We start from the raw sequence: 25,888 nt of genomic DNA, 5'->3' as shown, positions 1-25,888 counted from the left end.
GACGAACCCGCCGACCACACCGACGCGGTGAACGAGGACCCGCCGGTGCGGCCTGACACCGACCCCATCGGCGATGAGGCCGAATCGGACCGCGACGACGGGCCCGCCGACAACCGCGAGGAACCCAGCGACGTCCGCGTCGAGCCCGACTCCCGAAACCACGCGCATGACGGCGAATCCGGCCGGGACGACAGCGCAGCGGAACCGGCGGCGGCCGGCGCGAGTCCGGCCGATCGGCTGGCGACCGCGGCGCGCGGCGCGGTAACCGGGTTGGTGGCTGCGATCGTCGCGCGGCTGCCCGCCGCCCAGGCCGCGATGCTGCCCCGCCTGACCCGGTTGAGCTGCGCGGTGATGGGCGGCTTACTGTTCTGCGCCAGTTTCCCGTCGCTGAATTGGTGGTGGGCTGCCGTGGTGGCCGCCGCGCTGCTGGCGTGGGTGCTGACCCACCCCGCGACAACGCCGGCGGGCGGGCTGGGTTATGCCTTCCTGTTCGGGCTGGCGTTCTACCTGCCGCTGCTGCCGTGGGTCGGCCTACTGGTCGGCCCGGTCCCGTGGATCGCGCTGGCGTCGGTATCGGCGCTGTTTCCCGCCCTGTTCGGCCTGTGCGCCGTAACCGTGCGCCGGCTGCCCGGCTGGCCCATCTGGTTCGCGCTGGTATGGGCGGCCCAGGAGTGGCTCAAGTCGATAGTCCCGTTCGGCGGCTTCCCCTGGGGCTCGGTGGCGTTCGGTCAGACACACGGTCCGTTCCTGCCGCTGGCCCAGCTCGGTGGCGTTGCCCTGGTGTCCATGGCGATCATGCTGCTGGGCTTCAGCGCGACGGCCATCGCGCTGGAGATCGTGAAGTGGTGGCATTCGGGTCAGCCGGCGGCCGGCGACGCCGGCAGCGAGGATCATGCGCAGCCCGGCCAGGCGCCGCCCGCGGTGGTGCTGCCCGGCATCTGCATCTGCCTGGTGCTGTTCGCGTCGCTCATCGTCTGGCCGCAGGTGCGCCACGCCGGTACCGGGTCGGGTGGCGAGCCGTCGGTTACCGTCGCGGCCATCCAGGGCAACGTGCCGCGGCTGGGCTTCGAGTTCAACGAACAGCGGCGCGCGGTGCTGGACAACCACGTCCAGGAAACCCTGCGGCTGGCCGACGACGTGCACTCCGGGGCCGCCCCGCAACCGCAATTCGTGATCTGGCCGGAGGATTCGTCAGACATCGACCCGCTGGTCAACCACGACGCCGAGTTGGAAATCTCACAGGCCGCGGCGGCGATCGGCGCCCCGATCCTGATCGGCAGCGTGCTCGAAGTCCCGGGGCGCCCGCCGCAGGACCCCAATTACACGAACACCATGATCGTGTGGAATCCGGCCACCGGACCGGCCGATCGCCACGATAAGGAGATCGTGCAGCCGTTCGGCGAGTATCTGCCGATGCCGTGGCTGTTCAGACACCTGTCCGGCTACGCGGGTCGCGCCGGGAGCTTTGTGCCCCGGCGTGGCTCGGATGTGGTGCACATCGCGGGGGTGCCGCTCGGCGTCGCCACGTGTTGGGAAGTGATCTTCGACCGGGTGCCGCGACAGGCGGTGCTCGGCGGTGCCCAGCTGTTAGCCGTGCCCGCCAACAACGCCACTTTCAACAAGAGGATGAGTGAGCAGCAGCTGGCATTCGCCAAGGTCCGGGCCGTCGAGCACGACCGATACGTGGTGGTCGCCGGCACCACGGGGATCAGTGCGGTGGTGGCCCCCGACGGCGGCGAGCTCGCCCGCACCGACTTCTTCCAGCCCGCCTATCTGGACATGCAGGTGCGTCTCAAGACCAGGCTGACGCCGGCGACCCGCTGGGGGCCGCTGCTGCAGTGGGTCATGGTCCTGGCGGCCGGAGCGGTGATCCTGGCCGGGATACGGCACAATGGATGGTTCCCGCGTCCGGTACGTCTGCGATCCACACGTCAATCGAAGGCGGCCGGTGCGGCCGCGGGCACACCCCCGCCCGATGACGAGCACGACTCAGGCGCTGTGCCCGACTCTCGGGACCGCACGCCGGCAGACGGCGCCGCCGACCACACTCCGTCCGACGAGGACGGCCGACACTCTTTCGATTTCGGGTGACACAGAGGAGCTACATGACCACCGGCCAGCCGGCGCCCCACGTCCCAGGTAATCGTCCCAGCCAGCGCGTCTTGGTGATCATCCCGACCTACAACGAGCTGGAGAATCTCCCGGTGATCCACCGGCGCCTCAAAGAGGCGTGCCCGCATGTGCACCTGCTGGTGGTGGACGACAGCAGCCCCGACGGCACCGGCCGGCTGGCCGAGGAGCTGGCGTCGGCCGACGCCGGTCGCACGCACGTCATGCACCGCACCGCCAAGGACGGCCTGGGTGCGGCGTATCTGGCGGGTTTCGCGTGGGGGTTGAGCCGTGACTATTCGGTCCTGGTCGAAATGGACGCGGACGGCAGCCACGCGCCCGAACAGCTGCACCGCCTGCTGGACGCCGTCGACGCCGGCGCCGACCTGGCCATCGGGTCGCGCTACGTCGAGGGCGGCGCGGTGCGGAACTGGCCGAAGCGGCGCTGGGCCCTGTCGTGGACGGCCAACACCTACGCTCGGCTGGCGCTCGGTATCGGCGTGCACGACATCACCGCCGGCTACCGCGCCTACCGCCGCGAGGTGCTCGAAGCGATCGATCTGGACGGCGTCGACTCCAAGGGCTACTGCTTCCAGATCGATCTGACCTGGCGGACCATCTGCAACGGGTTCACCATCGTCGAAGTGCCCATCACCTTCACCGAGCGTGAACTCGGCGTGTCCAAAATGAGCGGGTCGAACATCCGCGAGGCCCTGGTGAAAGTCACCCGCTGGGGTGTCCAGGGCCGGCGGTCCGGCGTGCGGGCCACCAGGGCCGACAACCGCACCTAGTCGCGGGCCGGGCCGGCGCGGTGGTTAGCCGCGGCGGCGGGTCTTGATGATCTCGAGGCGCTCCTTGAGCAGCTCTTCGAGCTCCTCGACCGAGCGGCGCTCCAGCAACATGTCCCAGTGGGTCCGCGGCGGCTTCACCTTCTTCGGCTCGGGCAGGTCGCCCTCGATCAGGGTGCCTTCCAGGCCGTTGCGGCACAGCCAGGTGCCGGGGATCTCGGCGTCATCGGCGAAGGGAACCTCGAATTCCTCGCCGTTCTCGGTCCGGTACTTCGCGAGCTGACGCGGTGCAAGGTCGTGGTTGCGGTCCGTCTCGTAGCTCACGGCCCCGAGGCGACTGCCTCTCAGTACGCGATCAGCCATGGCTGCTACTCCTTTAGTCTTCTCGGAGCTCTCCGGCTCCGTACTGCTCTGCAAACTCTCATCTAGCAAACGCTGCGGCGATCTGCGCAGTTCCCCGGCCGAGGCAGGCCTACGCGACGCGACCTTCAATGATACCGGGATCGCCGGGAAATCCCGACTAAAGTCGGCAGGCGTGAGCCGCCGTACCCACCCGCAGCCCTGTCGCTGGTGCGGCCGAGACGTTACCGATGCGGGGCTGGGCCGTCGCCGCCAGTACTGCCGCCAATCGTGCCGGCAACGCGCGTACGAACAGCGCGCCTCGCTGAACCGGAACGGCGCGGCAGCCGTCCCCGACGACGCGGTGGTGCTGTCGGCCGAGGACGCAGCCGACCTGTCGGACCGCGTCTACCAGGTGCGGTGCGCGGCCGAGGACGTTGCCACCGCGGTCGACGAAGGCGCCGGGGCCAACGAGCTACGCCAGTTATGCGACGCGTTGATCCAAGCCGCCAGGGCCGCCGACGGTTGGCGCCGGGCGGGTGTGTGACCGCGCCGCCCGCACCGGACCGGCCGGACCCGCCGTCGCGCCGGACTCCCCACCACATCCACCTGATCACCAGGTATGGCTAGCCGGGTACAGTCGCGCCATGGACGTCGGGCCATGTCCACAGCGCACCGCTGTCCAGCGAACACGCCGGGCACCCGGCGTCACGGCTACTTTGCGCGGCGCGGCGCACCTGTCCATGCCGGTCCTCCCGTAGCAGCCGGGAGCAGCGGACGTTTTGAAATCCTGCCGGAGTTGGCCATACTCACCAGCAATATTCTTGGTTCGGAGAGCAGCACGACGCTGGTCGAACGGGAACCGGCGTCGCCTCGTGCAGCAAATTCCGTCACTGGGCGAAAACCGCATCCGGCGGTGAAAGACGGCCGAACGTCGTTAGGTGAGGTTTGTAATGGTTGATCAACTCCAGCATGCGACCGAAGCGCTGCGCAAGGCGCTGGTCCAGGTTGAGCGCCTGAAGCGCACCAACCGTGCGCTGCTGGAGCGGTCCAACGAGCCGATCGCGATCGTCGGTATGTCGTGCCGATTCCCGGGCGGCGTGGACAGCCCCGAGGCGCTGTGGCAAATGGTCGCCGACGGCCGCGACGTGATCTCGGAGTTCCCCACCGACCGCGGCTGGGACGTGGCGAGCCTGTACGACCCGGACCCCGACGCGCGCCACAAGTGCTACGTGAACACCGGGGGCTTCGTCGACGGCGTCGCGGACTTCGATCCGGCCTTTTTCGGGATCGCGCCGAGCGAGGCGCTCGCCATGGATCCTCAGCATCGGATGCTGCTCGAATTGTCGTGGGAAGCGCTGGAGCGGGCCGGGATTGACCCCAGCGGGTTGCGGGGCAGCGCCACCGGCGTGTTCGCCGGGCTCATCGTCCAGGGCTACGGCATGCTCGCCGAGGAAATCGAGGGCTACCGGCTGACCGGCATGACCTCCAGCGTCGCCTCGGGTCGGGTGTCTTACGTGCTGGGCCTGGAAGGCCCCGCGGTGTCGGTGGACACCGCGTGCTCGTCGTCGCTGGTGGCCCTGCACATGGCCGTGCAGTCGCTGCGCTCGGGCGAGTGCGATCTGGCCCTGGCCGGTGGCGCCACCGTGAACGCCACCCCGACGGTCTTCGTGGAGTTCAGCCGGCACCGCGGACTGGCGCCGGACGGCCGGTGCAAGGCCTACGCCGGCGCAGCCGACGGGGTCGGCTGGTCCGAGGGTGGCGCCATCCTGGTGGTGGAGCGCCTGTCGGACGCGCAGCGGCTGGGGCACCCGGTGCTGGCCGTGGTGCGCGGCTCGGCGGTCAATCAGGACGGCGCGTCCAACGGGCTGACCGCGCCCAACGGCCCCTCGCAGCAGCGGGTGGTGCGTGCCGCGCTGGCCAATGCCGGTTTGTCCGCGGCCGACGTGGATGCCGTCGAGGGCCATGGCACCGGCACCACCCTGGGTGACCCGATCGAGGCGCAGGCCCTGCTGGCGACCTACGGACAGGATCGCAGCCAGCCGCTGTGGCTGGGCTCGATCAAGTCGAACATGGGGCACACGCAGGCCGCCGCGGGGGTGGCCGGGGTGATCAAGATGGTGCAGGCGATGCGCCACGAGACGCTGCCGGCGACGCTGCACGTGGACGCGCCGAGCCCGCACGTCGACTGGTCGGCGGGCTCGGTGTCGCTGCTGACGGAAGCTCAGCCCTGGAAGGCGGAGCAGGTGGAGCGCCCGCGCCGCGCCGGGGTGTCGTCGTTCGGCATCAGCGGCACCAACGCGCACGTCATCGTGGAGGCCGCCCCGGTTTCGGTTCCGGAAGCCCCGCCTCGGGAGGCCGGACCGGTGCGGCCGGTGGTGCCGTGGCCGGTGTCGGCGAAGACGCCGTCGGCGTTGGCGGCGCAGGCCGCTCGGCTCGCCGAACACGTTCGCGCGCACGGTGATCTGGACATCGCCGACATCGGATGGTCGTTGGCGGGCCGCGCGGCTTTCGAGCACCGCGCCGTGGTGGTCGGCGGTGACCGTGATCGGCTGCTCGCCGGGCTGGACGAGCTGGCCACCGATGACCCCACCGGATCGGTCATTCGGGGCACCGCGACGCCGGCGGGCAAGACCGTGTTCGTCTTCCCCGGCCAGGGTTCGCAATGGCAGGGTATGGCCGTCGAATTGCTCGACACCGCACCGGTATTCGCTCAACAGATCCAGGAATGCGAAGAGGCGTTCGCCGAATTCGTCGACTGGTCGCTGACCGGCGTGCTGCGTGGCGCCCCCGACGCTCCGGGACTGGACCGCGTCGATGTCGTGCAGCCGGTGCTCTTTGCGGTGATGGTGTCACTGGCCGAACTGTGGAAGTCGGTCGGGGTGCACCCGGACGCGGTGATCGGCCACTCGCAAGGTGAAATCGCCGCCGCCTACGTGGCCGGTGCGCTGTCGCTGCACGACGCCGCCCGGGTGGTCACGTTGCGCAGCAAGCTGCTGACGTCACTGACCGGCCCTGGCGGCATGCTGTCCATCGCCTGCAGCACCGAACGGGCCCGAGAGCTGTTGGCGCCGTATGGGAATCGAGTCAGCATCGCCGCTGTCAACGGCCGGTCGGCCGTTGTGGTGTCGGGTGAGGGCACCGCGCTCGACGAGCTCGTCGGCTTCTGCGCCGACCTCGAGCTGCGGACCCGGCGGATCGATGTGGACTATGCCTCGCACTCGGTTGAAGTGGAAGCGATCCGCGCCGATCTCGCGGAGCTGTTGTCCGGTATCGAGCCGCGCTCCTCGCGCATCGCGTTCTTTTCCACGGTGACCGGAAACCGCTTGGACACAGCTGGATTGGACGCCGACTACTGGTATCGCAACATCCGTCAGACCGTGCAGCTCGACCGGGCCGTCCGCAGCGCCGGCGAGCATGGCTACCGGACGTTCATCGAATCCAGTCCGCACCCGGCTCTGGTGGCGGGCATCGAGGACACCGCCAACGACAGCCTTCCGGGCGACACCGAGGCCATCGTCATCCCCACCCTGGGTCGCGACGACGGCGGGCTGGACCGATTCCTGACTTCGGCCGCCACCGCGTTCGTCGCGGGGGTGGGCGTGCATTGGCGTGGCGCGCTGGACGGCGCCGGCTTCGTCGAGCTGCCGACGTATGCCTTTGACCGGCGCCGGTTTTGGCTGTCCGGGGAGGGCGTCGCGGCGGACGCCTCGGGCTTGGGCCTGGGCACCAGCGAGCACCCGCTGCTGAGCGCGGTCGTCGAGCTGCCGGCTTCGGGCGGGGTGGTGCTGACCGGCCGCCTGTCGCCGAGTCTGCAGGGCTGGCTGACCGATCACGCCGTGTCCGGCACGGTCGTGTTTCCCGGATCCGGCTTCGTGGAGTTGGCTATTCGCGCCGGCGACGAGGTCGGTTGCTCGACGGTCGACGAACTGACACTGCAGGCGCCGTTGATGTTGCCGGGCAAGAATTCCGGGTCGGCGTCGGTTGCCGTGCAAGTGGTAGTCGGCCCCGCCGAAGAATCCGGCCGGCGCGAAGTGTCGATCTTCTCTCGCCCCGACGCCGGCTCCGGTTGGGTGTGTCACGCCGAAGGAACGCTGAGCACCGGCTCCGTCGAGCCGGGTGCGGACCTGTCGGCATGGCCGCCGGCGGGAGCCGTCAAGGTCGACGCCGCCGACGGCTACGACAAGTTGGCGGAGCGCGGTTACGGCTACGGCCCGGCGTTCCAGGGCCTGACCGCGACGTGGGTGCGCGACGACGAGGTGTTCGCCGAGGTGCGGCTACCCGACGCCGCCGGCGGCGTGAACGGTTTCGGTGTCCACCCGGCGTTGCTGGACGCGGCCATGCACGCGCTGATCGTCGGCCACCACATCGCCGGGCAGGCCGACGAAGTGGTACTGCCGTTCTCGTGGCAGGGGGTGTCGTTGCACGCCGCGGGCGCGTCCGCGGTGCGTGCGCGCATCGCGCCGGCATCGGGGCCGGAGGCGGCCTCCAGGGCGGTTTCGATCGAGTTGGCCGACGGACTCGGGTTGCCGGTGCTGTCGGTGCGCGCGATGGTCGCGCGCCCGGTGAGCGAGCGGCAGCTGCGTGCGGCGGTGTCGGCCTCGGGCCCGGACCGGCTGTTCGAGGTGGTGTGGTCACCGGTAGCGGCGCCGGCCGCCGACACCGAGCTGCCCGGGCACGAATTATTCGAATCCGTTGCGGACGTCCAAGATCCGGTCTCCGGATCGTATGAGCGTACGCATCAAGCGTTGGCCGCCGTGCAGTCGTGGCTGACCGAGCACGACTCCGGCGTGCTGCTGGTCGCGACTCGGGGCGCGATGGGATTGGCGGGGGAGGACGTCCCCGATCTGGCCGGCGCGGCGGTGTGGGGGCTGGTCCGCTCGGCGCAAACCGAGCACCCCGGCCGGATCGTGCTGGTGGATTCCGATGCGGCACTTGACGATAACGCGATTGCCACCGTCCTTGCGGTGGGTGAGCCTGCGGTGTTGTTGCGTGCGGGTACGGCTTACGCCGCGCGAGTGCGCGGCAGCCGCGCGGTCGACGGCATCATGACGCCCCCGGCGGATGGGCCCTGGCGGCTCGGAATCAGCAGCGCGGGCACCTTCGAAAACCTGCAACTGGAGCCGGTTCCGAATGCCGCCGCTGCACTGGAGCCGGGCCAGGTTCGGGTGGCCCTGCGCGCCATCGCCACCAACTTCCGCGACGTCATGATCACCCTGGGCATGTTCACCCACGACGCGCTGCTGGGTGGCGAAGGCGCCGGCGTGGTGGTCGAAGTGGGGCCCGGAGTCTCCGAGTTCGCGGTCGGCGACTCGGTCTACGGCTTCTTCCCCGACGGCAGTGGAACGCTGGTTCCCGGTGACGTACGCCTGCTGCAACACAAGCCCGCCGACTGGTCTTACGCCGAAGCCGCCGGCATCTCAGCGGTTTTCACCACCGCCTACATGGCCTTCATTCATCTGGCAGACGTCAAGCCGGGGCAGCGGGTGCTGGTGCACGCCGCGGCCGGTGGCGTCGGGATGGCCGCGGTGCAGCTGGGCAGGCATCTCGGGCTGGAGGTGTTCGCGACGGCCAGCCGTGGCAAGTGGGACACGTTGCGGGCCATGGGCTTCGATGACGACCACATCTCGGATTCGCGCAGCCTGGAGTTCGAGGAGAAATTCCGCGCGGGCACCGGTGGCCGGGGGATGGACGTGGTGCTGGACTCGCTGGCCGGCGAGTTCGTCGATGCCTCACTGCGGCTTGTCGCTCCCGGCGGCGTGTTCCTGGAGATGGGCAAGACCGACATCCGCGACCCGGGCGTGGTCGCCCAGGAGTATCCGGGCGTCCGCTACCGGGCCTTCGACCTGTTCGAGCCCGGCCGCCCCCGAATGCACCAGTGGATGCAGGAGCTCGCCGGGCTGTTCGACGCCGGGGTGCTGGAACCGTTGCCGGTAACCACCTTTGACGTGCGACGCGCCCGTACCGCGCTGCGGTACTTGAGCCAGGCTCGCCACATCGGCAAGGTCGTCATGACAGTGCCTTTTGGGCCAGGTGGGCTGTCGGCAGGCACGGTGCTCATCACCGGCGGAACCGGCATGGCGGGTTCGGCGCTGGCCCGGCACCTGGTGGCGCACCACGGCGTCGAGGACCTGGTGCTGCTGAGCCGCCGCGGTCCGGACGCACCGGGCTGCGCCGAGCTGATGGCCGAGTTGCAGGCCGCCGGAGTACGGGCGCGTGTGGTGGCGTGCGACGCGGCCGACCGGGCAGCCCTGGCGCAGGTGATCGACGACATTTCTGCGCAGCGTCCGCTGTCCGGCGTGATCCACGCGACCGGCGCGCTGGACGACGCGATGGTCACCTCGCTGACCCCCGAGCGGATCGACGCGGTATTGCGGGCCAAGGTCGACGCGGCCTGGAATTTGCACGAGTTGACCCGCGACCTGAATCTGTCTGCCTTCGTGATGTTTTCGTCGATGGCCGGGCTGGTCGGCTCGTCGGGTCAGGGCAACTACGCGGCGGCGAACTCGTTCCTGGACGGGTTGGCCGCGCACCGGCGGGCGCTCGGGCTGCCGGCCATCTCGCTGGCCTGGGGGCTGTGGGATCAGGCCAGCGCCATGACCGGCGGACTGGACGCCGCCGACCTCGCCCGGCTGGGCCGCGACGGGATATTGGCCCTGTCGTCGGACGAGGCCATGGAGCTGTTCGACACCGCTTTGATCGTCGACGAGCCGTTCCTGGCGCCGGCCCGCATCGATCTCGGTGCGCTGCGCGCCCACGCGGTCGCGGTGCCCCCGATGTTCACCGATCTGGTCAACGCGCCGACGCGCCGCCGGGTCGACGACTCGCTGGCTGCCGCGAAATCGAAATCGGCGCTGGCGCACCGCCTGGACGGGTTGTCCGAAGCCGAGCAGCACGCCGTGCTCCTGGACCTGGTGCGATCGCACATCGCCACCGTGCTGGGGAACACCACCGCGGAGGCGATCGACCCGGATAAGGCGTTCCAGGAGTTGGGCTTCGACTCGCTGACCGCGGTCGAGATGCGCAACCGGCTCAAAACCGCTACCGGGCTGGCGCTTTCGCCGACCCTGATCTTCGACTACCCGACGCCCAACGGCCTGGCCGGCTACATTCGCACCCAACTGGCCGGGGTCCCGCAGGAAATCAAGCACGCCCCGGTCGCTCGCGCCACCGACGACGATCCGATCGTCATCGTCGGCATGGCGTGCCGCTATCCGGGCGGGGTGAATTCGCCCGACGACCTGTGGGAGATGCTGACCGAGGGCCGCGACGTGCTCTCCGATTTCCCGACCGATCGCGGCTGGGACCTGGCCGGCGTGTACAACCCGGATCCCGATGTTCCCGGGACCTGCTACACCCGCACCGGCGGCTTCGTGGACGGGGTCGCAGACTTTGACCCCGCCTTCTTCGGCATCGCGCCCAGCGAGGCGCTGTCCATGGACCCGCAGCAGCGCATGTTCCTGGAGCTGTCCTGGGAAGCGTTGGAGCGGGCCGGAATTGAGCCCGGCAAGCTGCGCGGCAGCGCCACCGGAATGTTCGCCGGGGTGTACACGCAGGGCTACGGCATGGGCGCGAAACCGACCGCGGAGGGCTTCCGGCTGACCGGCCAGTCCTCGAGCGTGGCGTCGGGCCGGGTGTCCTATGTGCTGGGCCTGGAAGGCCCGGCGGTGTCGGTGGACACGGCGTGCTCGTCGTCATTGGTGGCGCTGCACATGGCGGCGCAGTCGCTGCGTTCGGGCGAGTGTGATCTGGCGCTGGCCGGTGGGGTCACCGTCAACGCCACGCCCGACATCTTTGTGGAGTTCAGCCGGATGCGCGGGTTGTCGGAGGACGGCCGGTGCAAGGCCTACGCCGGCGCGGCCGACGGCACCGGGTTCTCCGAAGGCGGCGGCATGCTCGTGGTGGAGCGCCTGTCGGACGCGCAACGGCTGGGGCACCCGGTGCTGGCCGTGGTGCGCGGCTCCGCCATCAATCAGGACGGCGCGTCCAATGGGCTGACCGCGCCCAACGGTCCATCCCAGCAGCGGGTGGTCCGCGCGGCGCTGGCCAACGCCGGGTTGACGCCGGCGGAGGTGGACGTCGTCGAAGGGCACGGCACCGGAACCACGTTGGGCGACCCGATCGAGGCGCAGGCCCTGCTGGCCACCTACGGGCAGGACCGCAGCGAGCCGCTGTGGCTGGGTTCGATCAAGTCGAACATGGGCCACACGCAGGCGGCCGCCGGGGTGGCCGGGGTGATCAAGATGGTCCTGGCGATGCGCCACGAGATGTTGCCCGCGACACTGCATGTCGATGAGCCCAGCCCGCACGTCGACTGGTCGACGGGTTCGGTGTCGTTGTTGACCGAGGCCCGGGCCTGGCCCGGCAACCGCCCGCGCCGCGCCGGTGTGTCGTCGTTCGGGATCAGCGGCACCAACGCGCACGTCATCGTCGAGGCGGTGCCGGCCGAGTCGGCGCGCGTCCTGGACGGTCCCAAGGTGCCGGTGGTGCCGTGGCCGGTGTCGGCGAAATCGCTGTCCGCGTTGAACTCTCAGGCCAGCAGGTTGGCGGCCCACCTGCGCGCCCACCCGAACCTGAGCATTGCCGATGTGGGATGGTCGCTGGCGGGGCGGTCGGCCTTCGAACAGCGGGCGGTCATCGTCGGCAGCGACCGCGACCAGCTACTGGCGGGGCTGGACGAGCTGGCCGGTGACGACCTGGGCGGCTCGGTCATTCGTGGCACGGTAACCGCCGGCAAGACGGTGTTCGTGTTCCCGGGTCAGGGATCGCAGATCTTGGGCATGGGAATGGGATTGCACGCCGGCTATCCGGTGTTCGCGGAGGCGTTCAACACCGTGGTAGCCGAACTGGACCGGCACCTTCTTCGCCCGCTGCGCGAGGTGATGTGGGGGCACGACGAAAAGCTCTTGAATAACACTGAATTCGCGCAGCCCGCGCTGTTCGCGGTGGAAGTCGCATTGTTCCGGCTGCTCGAATCCTGGGGTGTGCGGCCCGACTTCGTGATGGGCCACTCGATCGGGGAGTTGGCGGCCGCGCACGTCGCCGGAGTGCTGTCCCTGGAGAACGCCGCGGTGCTGGTGGCTGCCAGGGGCCGATTCATGCAGGCGCTGCCCGAGGGGGGCGCGATGGTGGCGGTACAGGCCACCGAAGAAGAGGTGCGGCCGCTCCTGGTGCCCGGCGTAGGCATTGCCGCGGTCAACGGGCCGACCTCGGTGGTGATTTCGGGCGCCGAAGATGCGGTGATCGCAATCGCGGACCGGCTCCGCACCGACGGCCACCGTGTGCATCGGCTCTCGGTGTCGCACGCCTTCCACTCGCCGTTGATGGATCCGATGATCGACGAATTCGGAACCGTCGCTGCCGGATTGACCGTCGGCAAGCCGACCGTTCCGATCGTGTCCAACCTGACCGGCCAACTGGCCGGTGACGACTTCGCGTCGGCGGCGTACTGGAAGCGACACGTGCGCGAAGCGGTGCGATTCGCCGACAGCGTGCGATTCGTGCACGCCGCCGGCGCAAGCCGGTTCCTCGAAGTCGGGCCAAGCGGCGGCCTGACGGCATCGATCGAAGAAACCCTGGCCACTGATCCGGTGGCGGCCCCGGTGGCCACCATGTCCGCGCTGCGCAAGGACCGCCCGGAACCGGTCACCCTGGTCAACGCCGTCGCGCAGGGGTTCGTCGCCGGGATGGATGTGGACTGGCGTGGCGCCGTGGGCGACGCCAATCTCGTCGAACTGCCCACGTATGCCTTTGACCGGCGCCGCTTTTGGCTTTCCGCCGACGGCGGCCCAGCCGATGCTGCGGGCCTGGGCCTGGCCGCCGGTGAACACGCCCTGCTGGGCGCCGTGGTGGAACTGCCGGCCACCGGCGGGGTGGTGCTGACCGGCCGGTTGTCGCCCGGCACGCAGGGCTGGTTGACCGATCATGCCGTCGGCGGTGTCGTGCTGTTCCCCGGCGCGGGATTCGTCGAGTTGGCGATCCGCGCCGGTGACGAAGTGGGCTGCGGAGTCGTCGACGAGCTCAATCTCGCGGCGCCGCTGGTGTTGCCGCCCGGTGGATCGGTCGCCGTTCAGGTCGTGGTTGGCGGCCCGGACGATTCCGGTGCTCGTGCCGTCTCGGTGTTCTCGCGGGCCGAAGCCGGCTCGGGCTGGTCGCTGCATGCCGAAGGTGTGCTGCGGGCGGGCTCGGTGCAGCCGAGCGCGGACCTCTCGGCGTGGCCGCCGGTGGGAGCGGTCGCGCTGGATGTCGGCGACGGGTACGAGCAACTGGCAGAGCGTGGTTACGGGTACGGGCCGGCATTCCGCGGCCTGACGTCGATGTGGCGCCGCGGCGACGAAGTTTTCGCCGAAGTGACGCTGCCCGCCGGCGCCGGGGTTTCGCCGGCCGGGTTCGGCGTCCACCCGGCGATGCTCGACGCGGCCTTGCACGCGGTCATGTTGGCCTCCGACAGCGACGAACTGCCCGCGGGTTCGATGTTGGTCCCCTTCTCCTGGCAGCAGGTGTCGTTGCACGCCGCGGGGGCGAGCGCGGTGCGCGCGCGGATCGTACCGGTCAGCCCTTCCACCGTGTCGATCGAATTGGCCGACGGGCTGGGGCTGCCGGTCCTCTCGGTGGCGTCAATGGTGGCCCGCCCGGTCACCGACAAGCAGCTGCTGGCCGCGGTGTCGAATTCGGGACCGGACCGGCTCTTCGAGGTGATCTGGTCCGCTCAGCCGGCGGTGGCGGTGCAGCCGGTATCGGTATCCGCTTGGGGCACAACGGAATTAATCGACGCCGAGACCGACCGGTCCGCTGTCCTGTTCGAATCGCGGCCAGTGTCCGGCGACGTGATCACCGAGGTGTACGCGGCGACGCGAGCGGTGCTGCCGGTGCTGCAGTCGTGGCTGTCCCGGGACGACGCCGGAACCCTGGTGGTGGCGACCCGGGGCGCGATGACGCTGCCGGGTGAGGACGTCACCGATTTGGCCGGCGCCGCGGTCTGGGGGCTGGTGCGGTCGGCGCAGACCGAGCATCCCGGACGGATCGTGCTCGTCGACACGGATGCGCCGCTGGATTCCGACGCGATAGCAGCGGTTCTGGCGCTCAGCGAGCCGCAGGCGATACTGCGCAAGGGATCGGTCTACACCGCGCGGGTGCTCGGCAGCCGCGCCGTCGGCGGTCTCCTGCTGCCACCCGACGAGGGACCGTGGCGGCTCGGCATGAGCAGCCACGGCACGATCGAAAACCTGCGGATAGAGCGCATTCCCGACGCCGACGCGCCGTTGGGTCCGGGCCAGGTGCGGGTTGCGCTGTCGGCCATCGCGGCCAACTTCCGCGACGTCATGATCGCGTTGGGCCTCTATCCCGACCCCGAGGCGGTCATGGGTATCGAGGCCTCCGGAGTCGTGATCGAGACCGCCTCGCAGGATGGGCGTTTCGCCGTCGGTGACCGCGTGATGGGGCTGTTCCCGGACGGCACCGGAACCATCGCCAGGACCGACCAGCGTCTGCTCGTCAAGGTGCCGACCGGATGGTCACACACCGCCGCCGCGACAGCCTCGGTGGTGTTCGCCACGGCGAACTACGCGCTGGTGGACCTGGCCGCCGCCAAGCCCGGTCAGCGGGTGCTGGTGCACGCCGCCGCCGGCGGGGTCGGGATGGCCGCGGTCCAACTGGCCCGCCAGATCGGTCTCGAGGTGTTCGCGACCGCCAGTCGCGGCAAGTGGGACACGCTGCGGGCCATGGGCTTTGACGACGATCACATCGCCGACTCGCGGAGCCTGGAATTCGAGGAGAAGTTCCGGACGGTCACCGGCATGGCCGGGATGGATATCGTCCTCGACTCGCTGTCCGGTGATTTCGTCGACGCATCCCTGCGCCTGACGGCCCCCGGCGGGGTCTTCCTGGAGATGGGTAAGACCGACATCCGCGACCCCGAGGTGGTCGCCCGGGACCACTCGGGCGTGCGCTACCGTGCCTTCGATCTCTTCGAAGCCGGACCGGATCGCATCGCACAGATGCTCGACGAGTTGGCCGCCATGTTCGGCGAAGACGTGCTGCGGCCGTTGCCGGTCACCAGGTTCGATGTGCGACGCGCACCCGCCGCGCTGCGCTACCTGAGCCAGGCCCGCCACGTCGGCAAGGTGGTGATGACCATGCCCGACGCGTGGACGGCCGGCACGGTGTTGATCACCGGCGCCACCGGCATGGCCGGTTCAGCGGTCGCCCGGCACGTCGTAACCCGGCATGGCGCAAGGAATCTGGTGTTGGTCAGCCGGCGCGGCCTGGACGCGCCGGGTGCCGCGGAGCTGGTCGCCGAACTGAGTGCGGCCGGTGCGCACGTGGAGGCGGTAGCCTGCGACGCCGCCGATCGCGAGGCCTTGGCCAAGGTGATCGCCGACATCCCGATGCAGCGTCCACTGACCGGGGTGATCCACGCCGCCGGGGTCTTGCACGACGCGGTGGTGACGTCTCTGACGCCCGACCGGATCGAAGCCGTGTTGCGGTCCAAGGTCGACGCGGCATGGAATCTGCACGAACTGACCCGCGAGCTCGACGTGTCTGCGTTCGTGATGTTTTCGTCGATCGCCGGGCTCGCCGGTGCGTCGGGACAGGCCAACTACGCCGCCGGTAACTCCTTCCTGGACGCGCTGGCCGCACATCGGCGGGCGCACGGGCTGCCGGCGATCTCGCTGGGCTGGGGCCTGTGGGATCAAGCCAGCGCCATGACCGGTGGGCTGGGCGCCGCCGATCGCGCCCGGTTCGGCCGGGACGGCATCGTCGCCATGTCCTCGGACCAGGCGCTGGAGCTGATGGACACCGCGCTGATTGTCGATGAGCCGTTCATGTTGCCCGCCCACATCGACCTCGCGGCGTTGCGGGTCAAGTTCGACGGCGGCACGCTGCCGCCGATGTTCGTCGATCTGATCAACGCGCCGTCGCGGCGCCAGGTCGACGACTCGCTGGCCGCAGCCAAGTCGAAATCCGCGCTGCTGCAACGCCTCGAAGGGCTTCCCGAGGATGAGCAGCAGGCGATCCTGCTGGACCTGGTGCGCGCCAACATCGCCACCGTGCTGGGCAGCGCCAGCCCGGAGGCGATCCACCCGGACCGGGCGTTCCAAGAACTCGGCTTCGACTCGCTGACGGCCGTCGAGATGCGCAACCGGCTCAAAGCCGCGACCGGGCTGGCGCTTTCACCGACACTGATCTTCGACTACCCGAACTCCGCGGCGCTGGCCGGCTACATGTATCGCGAATTGGTCGGATCGTCGGATCAGCCCGCTGCGGCGGCCGCACCCGGTGAAGCCGAGATCCAGCGGGTGGTCGGATCCATTCCGGTCAAGCGCCTGCGTCAGGCCGGCGTGCTGGAGCTGTTGCTGGCCTTGGCCAACGAATCGTCCAGCGGCAACGGCCAGTCCGCGGCGCCCGCGGCGACTTCTATCGCTGCGGAGAAGGACATCGCCGATATGGATCTCGACGACCTGGTCAACGCCGCGCTGCTGGACGACGACGAATAGCCATGAGCCGCGCCGACGACGATGCAGAGCGCAGCGATGAGGAGGAGCGGCGCAATTGAGTGAGGACTCTTTGTGAGAATCGCGGTCACCGGGGCCAGCGGTGTGCTCGGGCGCGGCCTGGCAGCCCGGCTGCTCAGCGCGGGCCACGATGTCGTCGGCCTCGCGCGCCATCGGCCCGACAGCTGGGCGAGCGCGGCGGACTTCGTCGCCGCCGACATCCGTGACGCAGCTGCGGTCACGCGCGCCCTGGCCGGCGCCGATGTTGTCGCACATTGCGCGTGGGTGCGGGCAACCGGTCGGGACGGCCGGATCAGCTCCCAGGTCAACCTCGACGGGACGGCCAACGTCCTTGCGGCCACGGCAGATTCGGGCGCCGCCCGAATCGTCTTTCCGTCGTCCGCGCACGTATACGGCGGCGGAGACACCACGCGGTCCGAAAGCGACGCGGTGGCCCCCGTTTCGGTTGGGGGTCTGCACGCGGCCCGCGTCGAGGACATGCTGGCCGCCGCGGACGTCGAGTCGGTGGTGATCCGCTCGGCGCTGGTCGTCGGTCGCGGCGTGGACAACTGGGTGCGCCGGGTGTTGGCGGCGCCGGCCTTCCCCCGTGGCGCCGACGATCGGCCGCTGCAAGTCATCCACCTCGACGATGCGCTGCGCGCCCTACTGCGTGCCGTCGTGGATCCCGCAACGGTCACCGGCCCAGTCAATCTCGCGGCTTCGGCGACGACGACGTTTCGTCAGATCGCCGCCGTCCTGCGGCGCCGGATCGTGCCGTTCGCCGCACCGTCGGGACCAGGCGCGGCGGCCGAACTGGAGCTCATCCGAACCGCGCCGTTACTGGACACCGCGCGATTACGCGATGTCTGGGCATTCGAGCCCGCATGGCAAGCCGACGAGGCGATCGAGGACCTGGCCCTGGCGGTGCGTGGCCGCGTGGCCCTGGGGAAGCGGGTGATCTCGGTGCCCTGGCGGCTGGCCACAATCCAGGACCTGCCTGCCGTCGACGCCGCCGCCGACGATGTGTTGCCCAGACCCGCAGGGCCAGAAGGACTTAACGGCGAATTCGACACACCGATCGATCCGCGCTTTCCCACGTTCCTGGCCACTAACTTGTCGGAGGCGCTACCCGGCCCGTTTTCGCCGGCGTCGGCCTCGGCGACGGTTCGCGGACTGCGAGCCAGCGCCGTGTGCGTAGCCGAGCGGCTGCGGCCCGGGGGAATAATCCAGCGCGAAATCGCCATGCGAATGGTCGCGGTGTTCGGCCACCGGCTGTACGGCGCCATCACGACCGCGCATTTCATGGCCGAAACCGTACCGTTCGTCAAGCCGGCGACGGTGGTGAGCAACAGCGGGTTCTTCGGTCCGAGTATGGCCGCACTGCCGATCTTCGGCGAGGAACGTCCGCACTCCGACACCAGCCGAGTCCGCAAGCAACTGCGGACCGTCCGCAACATCGGGGTGTTCGGCGCCAACCTGATCGGTCTGTCCGCCGGCGCATCCCTGGACACCCGCGAGTTCGTTGCCGACGTCGATCGCCTGGAACGCTTGTCCGACGGCGACCTCACTCGGCTCGACGATCGTCGGCTGCTGAGCCTGATCTCGTTGGCGCGTGATCAGGTGGTGCACGGCTGGGTGCTGGCCGCGGGCTCGTTCCTGTTATGCGCGGCGTTCAACGTGCTGTTGCGCGGGTTGTGCGGGCGAGAAGTCGCCGCGCCCGGCGGGCCGGAATTGGTCAGCGCGCGCTCTGTCGAGGCGATGCAGCGGTTGGTGATTGCCGCACAGCGTGATCCGAAAGTAATGGCGCTGCTGGCCGAGCCGGGGGATCGGCTGGACAAGCTGGCCGTCGAGACACCGGAATTCCATGCGGCGCTGCTGGCCGAGCTGGCGCTGATCGGACACCGCGGTCCGGCCGAGCTGGAGATGATGTCATCCAGCTACGCCGACGACCCTGAGCTACTCGTCCGGATGGTGACCCGGGCGATGAGCGCCCCGTCCGCGCCGCCGCCGCAGCGGACCCGGATTCCACTGCACGCCAAGCCCATTGCGGCTCTGGCCACGCAGCAACTGCGCGACCGCGAAGTCCGCCGAGACAAGGTCGTGCGGGCCAACTGGGTGTTGCGCACACTGCTGCGCGAGTACGGCCGCCGCTTGACCGATGCCGGGGTCTTCACCACGGCCGACGACGTGTTCTATCTCCTGGTCGACGAACTCGACCCGCTGCCCCCAGACGTCGCAGGATTGGTAGCGCGGCGCCGCGCCGAACAGCGCAGGCTGGTCGGCGTCGTGCCGCCGACGGTATTCAGCGGAAGCTGGCAGCCATCCGTCACCACCGTGCCGGCGCTGGCCGGTGGGGGCACCCTGCGCGGGGTGGGGGTCTGCGGCGGACGGGTTCGCGGTCGGGTGCGCATCGTGCGACCTGACACCATCGACGACCTACAGCCCGGTGAGATCCTGGTGGCGGAGGTCACCGACGTCGGCTATACCGCCGCGTTCTGTTATGCCGCGGCGGTGGTGACCGAATTGGGTGGCCCGATGTCGCACGCCGCCGTGGTCGCCCGTGAATTCGGCTTTCCCTGTGTGGTCGACGTGCGGGGTGCCACGCAGGCGTTGCCGCCGGGCGCGCTGGTCGAGGTCGACGGCAGCACGGGCGAAATCAGCGTGCTGGAACTGGCTTCCGAGGATCAGCCCTCGTCCCGGGCCGGTGGCCGCAGCGCCTAGCCCCTGTCATGGGTGGGACGCCGCCCGCTGTTGGGCCGCTTGGCGGGCCAGCCTGTCGTTGTGGATCCTGACGAGTTCGCGGAACCCCAGCCGGTGGTACTTCGGTATCGGCTGGATGCCCCACACGTCCTGCGCGGTCGCCTTGCCCTCGGCGCCCTCGGGCGGCCCGAACGGTGGATAGGGGTATTTGCACTCCAGCATGTCGTTGGAGTACCGAATCTTGAGCAGCTCACTGCAGATCTGGGTGAGGCTCAGGGTCGGGTATCCGTAGTAGACGGCCATGAACGGCAATGTGAAGGCACCTTCGATCACCAGCGCCACCAGGCACACCAACACGGCGCGCTTGATCCATCTGTGCATCCGCGCGTAGTACGGCGTCGTCCCCGGCTCGAGACCGGTGCTCGGGCCGTTATCTTCGATGGTCGACGGTTCAGCTGGGTTGGTCATTGCGCTGCTCCTTGCTAGTCGGAGAAGATTTCGCGATTGACGGTGTGCAGGTAGGGGATGGCGAGGAACGGAGTGATGTAGAAGATGTCGTAGAGCCACCAGCCGATGACCGGGAAGACCACACCGGCGTAGCGCACGTCGGCGAACATGGTCATGTTGAACACGTAGGCCGACCAGATCACCACGCCCATCCAGCACGTGACGACCATCCACTGGTGGCCCCAGCGCTTCATCTGTAAGAAGCCGATCGCCGCCGCCACCCGCATCGAGAAGACCGTCAGAATCAGGCCGGCGACATAGGCTTTCTCGCCCGGTCCCGCGGCGCCCCCGACCCACAGCTCGTTGTAATGCCAGAAATACCCGGCGTCGAACATGTTGCCCCACCCGACCATCAGCACGCGGTTGATCAACGTATGGTTGGCCACCAGGTCCAAAGCCCAGCCGAGGCTGTTAAGCATCCCATCGATCAGCACCAGGTAACCGATCAGCGTGACGATCATGGGCCGGACCGACAAGCCGGCCCGCAGGGCCTGGCGCTGCAGCCACACCCCGCGCATGAATATGGGAAATCCGATCAGGCCGGGCGCCCACATGCCCATCAGCGCGGCGCCGACGATCATCCACTTATCGGCGCGGCGCTGAGCCAGTCGCGACTCCTCGTGGTGATCCTCAAGGCCGATCGAATTCGCCTGCGCAGCAGACAGACTCATAGATCCCACCACCCTCGGGCGAACGACATGTACAGCTGTACGCCGAACATCACCAGCAGGTAGCCGTAGATGAAGATCTGGAAGACGATTAGCGCCCTCTTGCGCTTCTGCTCTTGGCGGTCCATGCCTACTGCTCCTTTCTAACGACTGCTTTCAGGCATTCGTGGGGCCAGGCTGGCCGCCGCGACTTCACGTAGGCCGTCGGTGACGGCGCCGTCGGTGCTCAGCGGTGCGAGAATGCACGCGTCGGCCGCATCGAATTCCGTTGCGCCAGCGGCGATCAGCTGGGCGGCGGTGACCAGCACCCTGGTAGACGGCGGCTCGAAGTGGAAGGCCTCGTCGGCGGTGCGGATTGCGACCGCGCATCCGACCAGCCGCTGTGCCGTGGCAAGGGGAATTCCGGATTCCGCGACGATTACCTCCGCCTCGCGCTCGGGGGGCAAATAGTGCATCGCCAGCGTGGCGAACCGCTGTCGGAACGAGGGTTTGAGCTCCTTGAGCGAGCTGCGGTAGGCCGGGTTGTACGAACACACCAGCATGAACTCCTGCGGCGCCTTCACCACCTCGCCTGCCCGGTCGAGGTAGAGCGAGCGTCGGTGGTCGGTGAGCGAATGCAGGATCGCTAGCGAGTCGTGTCGGGCCTCGACGACCTCGTCGAGGTAGCAGATCGCGCCGGCCTTGACCGCCCGGGTCAGCGGGCCGTCGGTCCACACCACGTCTCCACCGGTCACCATGAAGCGGCCGACCAGATCGGAGCTGGTGAGATCGTCGTGGCAGCTGATGGTGACCACGGGCCGTTGCAGCAGTGAGCCCATGTGTTCGACGAACCGGGTCTTACCGCATCCGGTCGGACCGGTCAACATCACCGGAATACGTTGGTGAAACGCCTGTTCGAACAGCCGGACTTCGTTGCCGTTGACAAAATATGCCTCGGTGGTCATGCGGCGACCAATTCACGATGGACATGAGCCAGCACTCGCGGGAGTTCCTCGATGCGGCGGATACGTTGCGAACGACGGGGACCGAACACCTCGGGCAGGGGATCGACCCGGGTCGGCCCCACGCCGACGTAGTACATCGAGACGCCCGCGTCGTTGGCCTCCTCGCCGGCGTGCGCCGCGTCGGCCCAGGCGTAGCGTCCCTCGTAGCCCTCGTCGGAGATCAGCCCGTCGCCGATGACGATCAGCAGGCGTCGCTCCGAGGACCGCGCCAGCAGCCGGCTTGTCAGATGGCGAAGCGGCGCCCCGAGTCTGGTGTAACCCCGGGTCGATAGGCCCAGCCCGCTGGGCGGCACGAAGCGGCGGTCCTCGAAGTCCTTCAGGCATCGCACCTCGACGCGATGGCGGGTGTTGCCGGTGAACACGAAAACACCGTGGGGCTCGCGCGCCAGTGTCATGGCACGCGAAAGCGCGTCAGCACAGGCCAATTCGAGCTGGAAAACTCGACCGCCGTGCACGCCCAACGACGAACTGCCGTCGAGCAGCAACGCCGTGGTCACATCCCGGCTGCTGGGCCGCAGCTCGCGAAAGAGCCTCGGCTCATTGGCTTCGCCGGTAAAGAGGTCGATGTAGTGGTTGACGTATTGGTCGACGTCCAGGTCCGAGCCGTCCTCAAGGCGGTTGGTCATCGCACGGTGCGTATGTTCCTCGAACCACTTGCGCACGTCGATGGCCACCGGTACCGGATGGAGGGTGGACCCGCCGTCGGCATGCTCGACGACGGCGACGTGGTCTCGCATGAATCGCTGCGTCCACATGTTCCATTCGGGATAGGGGATGCCGGGCCGGTGTTCCGGTGTGACGTCGAGGTCGTTGTCCTGCGGCCGGCTCGGTGGTGGCAGGTTGGGATTGCGGACCCCGCCATCGCCTCCGACGGGAACCGAGTAAGGCCGGGGGATGCGCTTCTGCGTTGTCGTCCAGGGCATCCGGCCGAAGCTGCGCCGCAACTTGTCGGTCAACCCTTGCGGTACCGTGTAGGCCAGCGGCAAGCTGCCCAGCAACGGATGAATCGTCAGCTCCTGGCCGGCGGCCGCCAAAGCGATTGCCCGGTCGAGCATCTCGGCGGCATCCATGTCGCCGGCGAGCGCGCGCAGGTCGGGGAGTAACCGCTGGACGTCGGGCAGCAGGCCCGGCCACCGCGACGCTATCCAACCCATGGCGACGCCAGCTTCGACGAGCGTGAGCGCGCGCAGCTGGCGCGCCGTCAGCTCGTTGAGGCGATATGCGGTGACGCGGTCCTTCGACGGCGAACATTGCAGGGCCACACCGCAAGTCAGGGTCCGGCGCGTCCAGTCCGGTGCCGCGGGATAGGGGACATGGACAAAGGTGAGCGTGGCGTTGAGCCCGAAGGTCCGCCGTTCGCCGGTGACGAGCCGGACGCCGTGACGGCGGTGCTCGCTGAGCGCCACCGCCGTCACGGCGCAACAGCGTTCAAGCTCCATCGCACGGGGATAGGAATGCTCGGCCATTCAGAACGTGCCGATGTTAGAGAACAGCCAGTACCAGAACCAGATGATCAGGCCGGTGCCGCCCCACGCGGCGACATAGCGAAGGATCTCCCACAAATAACCCACGATATGACTTCCTCTGTGTCGTAAGGGATTGCAACTCGCGTACTTCAGTCGGAGAACAGTTCGCGGTTGACGGTGTGCAGATAGGGAATGGCCAGGAACGGGGTGATGTAGAAGATGTCGTAGAGCCACCAACCGACGACCGGCAGCACGACTCCGGCGAAGCGCACATCGGCGAACATCGTCATGTTGAAGACGTAGGTGATCCAGATGACGACGCCCATCCAACAGGTGATGACCATCCACTGATGGCCCCACCGTTTCATCTGCAAAAAACCGATGGCCGCGGCGATGCGCATGGTGAAGACGGTGAGAATAAGGCCGACTTCCATGGCTTTTTCGCCCGGGCCCGCCGCGCCGCCGACCCACAGCTCGTTGTAGTGCCAGAAGTACCCGGCATCGAACATGTTGCCCCACCCGTTGAGCAGCACGCGGGCCAGCAGCGTGTGGTTCGCCACCAGGTCGAGCGCCCATCCGACGGTGTTGATCGCGGCGTCGATGATGACGAGATAGCCCAGCAACGTGACCAGCATCGGCCGAACCGACAGGCCGTCGCGTTGAGCCCGGCGCAGCAACCGCACCCCCCAGAGAAACAGCGGCAAGCCGAAGATGCCGAGCGCCGCAGTGCCGATCAGCAGACTGCCCGAGATGAGCCACTTGTCAGCCTGGCGCTGCGCGAGTTGCGAGCGTTCCATGTGCTCGTCGATGGTCAAACTTGCCTGCGCGGCGCCGCTGGAGTTTGCGACGGTGCTCGCGCTGCCGGCGGTGCGCTGGCGCAGCTTCGGCAGATTCACAAACCCCTCCCTAGGTCGGATCGGCTTGTGCACTATAACAGGCTGACTTAAGTCAGCAGAAGATGGAAACGCTGTCGTAGCACGATGAGCGCAGGGCTCCAGCGTTCGACGTCGCTTGTTCTGGTATGAAACTGCATAACGGCATGATTGGCTTCTATACGGGATGGCTGAGGCCGTGCTGCCGCGCTGCAAATACTGATAAGAGTCAGCTTGCCAATCGCTCAGGGCTTTAGGCTGCGCAATGTCCTGGCGACGTAGTCCTCCAGCAGCGTGTGCCCGGTCGGCCAGTGGTTGGTAGTGATCAGCAGGGCATAGAGGCCCAGCAAGAAGAACACCGCGCTGTTCATGGGATTGACGTCTTGGTCCGTCTCGCCGCGTTGTTGGGCCTGCTCGATCTCCCGGGCGACCAAAACGATCAACGGGTGATCGCGGCCGTCTTCGGTCTGCGGACGGGTTTGGGAGAAGTGTAGCGCGAGAAAGTCATTGAAGAGCAGGTCGCCCAGCCGGCGTTCCAATCCGACCACCAAGCGGACCGCCTCATGCAATGCGGAATCAAGACCGTGCTTGGACTTGAGGAATTGAGCGAACTGCTTGGCTATCCGGGCCTCTTCGCGGCGCTCCAGCTCCAGCAGCACATGCTCCTTGGTGGGGAAGTGGAAGAAGAAGGTGCCGTGGGCGACTCCCGCGGCGGCCACGATGGCACTGACGTCGGCCTCGGCCATGCCGGCGCGGGCGAACTCCGCGATCGCCGCGCCCATCAAGCGCTCCCGGGTCTGCAGACGCTTGGCCTCTCGCGCCGACAGCCGGTCCGTCACAGCCATTACTTTTTCCTCACGGTTGACCCGACTCATGTCAAGGCTTCGCGGCTTACTGAACCAATTATGCCGTGCCGCGGTCAAAAAGGCTTGCACGGCTTAACGATTGTCCGGCTGATCGCGCGATCGCGGATATGCGTCGCTCGTCGTCGATGACTTTAGTCAGCAAGTGCCTGACGCAGTGACCGCGCAATCGGAGGAACCCGGCATCGGAATAGAGCAATTCAATGACGCTCGCCCCAGGAGCTCATCGCTGTCGAGCACATTCCGCTTTCGGCGACCATGCGCGGTGTGATGTGGAAACAGCGCCTGGCTAGCCGCCGCCCTTACTGATATCGCCGCATGCCCGAAGGCCGGGCTGTCAGATGAACAATGAATCGGCGGCCGAATTTGGCGTGTTCGCCCTGCCGGCGCCCGCGGTAAGGGATACAAATAGCTGACTTCTACAAGGAGACCCTATGAATACGGTGCGGACGTCCGCGCTCGGCTTGACGGCTGCCGCGGTGTTGATCGGTGCGACGGTGGTGGGCTGCGGCGGGAACAAGAGCTCCACGGAGTCGTCGGGTTCGGCCTCGTCGGCTACCTCGCCGGGCTCCTCGACCAGCGCCACCCCGGCCTCACCGGGAGCCCCGGCGGACTACAGCAACCTGCTGATCAAACCCAGCGACGTCGGCCCCAACGCCACTGCCGACGGGCCGCCGAGCCAGAACCCCAGCGGCATCACCGGCGTGGGACAGGTTTTCAAGAACCCCGACGGCAAGCGCACCATCGTCGACACGATCGCGGTCTTTCCCGATGCGGCCACGGCCACCCAGACCGCCGCCAACATGCGCGACGTCGTCGGTAAAAAGGTCAACGGTCAGCAGCAGCCCATCGACGTTGGCGCCGACGGGTTCATGGTGATCGGCCAGGGATCCGACCCGGCGAACCCGATGGAAATCTCCGAGGCGGTGTTCGTCGAGGGCAGGGCGATGGTCGACCTGGAATCCGACTGTGCCATCGGCAATCCCACGCCGGCCGACATCATGCTCGATCTCGCCCGTAAGCAGGACGCCGCGGTCAAAGCGGGGCTGCCCGCCAGCTGAGCGGGAACTCGTTCACGA

Annotated in this window: 12 protein-coding genes and 1 pseudogene; 5 read left to right on the top strand and 8 right to left on the bottom strand. The window is 68.3% G+C overall.

All coding sequences use genetic code 11. The features are described from left to right. Positions 1-315 precede the first annotated feature (315 nt). Positions 316-2,947, top strand: a pseudogene (lnt, locus tag ACIUM1_RS01010) (apolipoprotein N-acyltransferase). Here lnt and ACIUM1_RS01005 read toward each other — a convergent pair. After that, a complete protein-coding gene (locus tag ACIUM1_RS01005) occupies positions 2,925-3,260 on the bottom strand; it encodes an RNA polymerase-binding protein RbpA (protein ID WP_007770897.1) in 336 nt (111 codons plus the stop codon). The pseudogene lnt and the gene ACIUM1_RS01005 sit on opposite strands and share 23 nt — an antisense overlap. Positions 3,261-3,432: 172 nt before the next feature. Between ACIUM1_RS01005 and ACIUM1_RS01000 the strand changes: the two genes are divergently transcribed. From ACIUM1_RS01000 to ACIUM1_RS00990, 3 genes are all read left to right on the top strand, one after another. Then, positions 3,433-3,783: a hypothetical protein gene (locus ACIUM1_RS01000; protein WP_406815464.1), complete on the top strand. Its 351-nt coding sequence runs from the start codon at positions 3,433-3,435 to the stop codon at positions 3,781-3,783. A gap of 406 nt (positions 3,784-4,189) precedes the next feature. Beyond that, positions 4,190-16,732, top strand: a complete 12,543-nt coding sequence (locus ACIUM1_RS00995) for an SDR family NAD(P)-dependent oxidoreductase (RefSeq protein ID WP_406815463.1) — start codon at positions 4,190-4,192, stop codon at positions 16,730-16,732. A 72-nt stretch (positions 16,733-16,804) separates the two neighbouring features. Continuing rightward, positions 16,805-19,450 carry a sugar epimerase family protein gene (locus ACIUM1_RS00990; protein WP_406815462.1) on the top strand — a complete coding sequence of 882 codons (2,646 nt, stop codon included), beginning with the start codon at positions 16,805-16,807 and terminating at the stop codon, positions 19,448-19,450. 6 nt (positions 19,451-19,456) lie between these two features. Here the strand turns inward: ACIUM1_RS00990 and ACIUM1_RS00985 are convergent, their stop codons facing one another. From ACIUM1_RS00985 to ACIUM1_RS00955, 7 genes are all read right to left on the bottom strand, one after another. Then, positions 19,457-19,897, bottom strand: coding sequence for a hypothetical protein (locus ACIUM1_RS00985; RefSeq protein ID WP_406815461.1), 441 nt, complete (start codon positions 19,895-19,897; stop codon positions 19,457-19,459). Positions 19,898-19,911: 14 nt separating this feature from the next. Further along, entirely contained in the window at positions 19,912-20,607 is a 696-nt protein-coding gene (locus ACIUM1_RS00980; protein WP_406815460.1) for a hypothetical protein, read from the bottom strand. Then, positions 20,604-20,732 carry a hypothetical protein gene (locus tag ACIUM1_RS00975; RefSeq protein WP_406815459.1) on the bottom strand — a complete coding sequence of 43 codons (129 nt, stop codon included), beginning with the start codon at positions 20,730-20,732 and terminating at the stop codon, positions 20,604-20,606. Before ACIUM1_RS00975 ends, ACIUM1_RS00980 begins: the two co-directional genes overlap by 4 nt. Before the next feature lie 15 nt (positions 20,733-20,747). Beyond that, positions 20,748-21,548, bottom strand: coding sequence for a CbbQ/NirQ/NorQ/GpvN family protein (locus tag ACIUM1_RS00970; protein WP_406815458.1), 801 nt, complete (start codon positions 21,546-21,548; stop codon positions 20,748-20,750). After that, a complete protein-coding gene (locus ACIUM1_RS00965) occupies positions 21,545-23,074 on the bottom strand; it encodes a nitric oxide reductase activation protein NorD (protein WP_406815457.1) in 1,530 nt (509 codons plus the stop codon). Before ACIUM1_RS00965 ends, ACIUM1_RS00970 begins: the two co-directional genes overlap by 4 nt. 149 nt (positions 23,075-23,223) lie before the next feature. Then, positions 23,224-23,871, bottom strand: a complete 648-nt coding sequence (locus ACIUM1_RS00960; protein ID WP_406817887.1) for a hypothetical protein — start codon at positions 23,869-23,871, stop codon at positions 23,224-23,226. Between the two features lie 320 nt (positions 23,872-24,191). After that, the gene (locus ACIUM1_RS00955) at positions 24,192-24,791 is read right to left on the bottom strand and encodes a TetR/AcrR family transcriptional regulator (RefSeq protein ID WP_406815456.1); all 600 of its coding nucleotides are present in this window, start codon (positions 24,789-24,791) and stop codon (positions 24,192-24,194) included. 452 nt (positions 24,792-25,243) lie between these two features. Here ACIUM1_RS00955 and ACIUM1_RS00950 point away from each other — a divergent pair, with 452 nt between their 5' ends. After that, entirely contained in the window at positions 25,244-25,870 is a 627-nt protein-coding gene (locus ACIUM1_RS00950) for a hypothetical protein (protein ID WP_406815455.1), read from the top strand. The last annotated feature ends 18 nt before the right edge of the window (positions 25,871-25,888 follow it).

Source organism: Mycobacterium sp. M23085, assembly GCF_045343915.1.
Classification (GTDB): Bacteria; Actinomycetota; Actinomycetes; order Mycobacteriales; family Mycobacteriaceae; genus Mycobacterium.
This window is presented reverse-complemented; position numbering and strand designations above follow the sequence as displayed.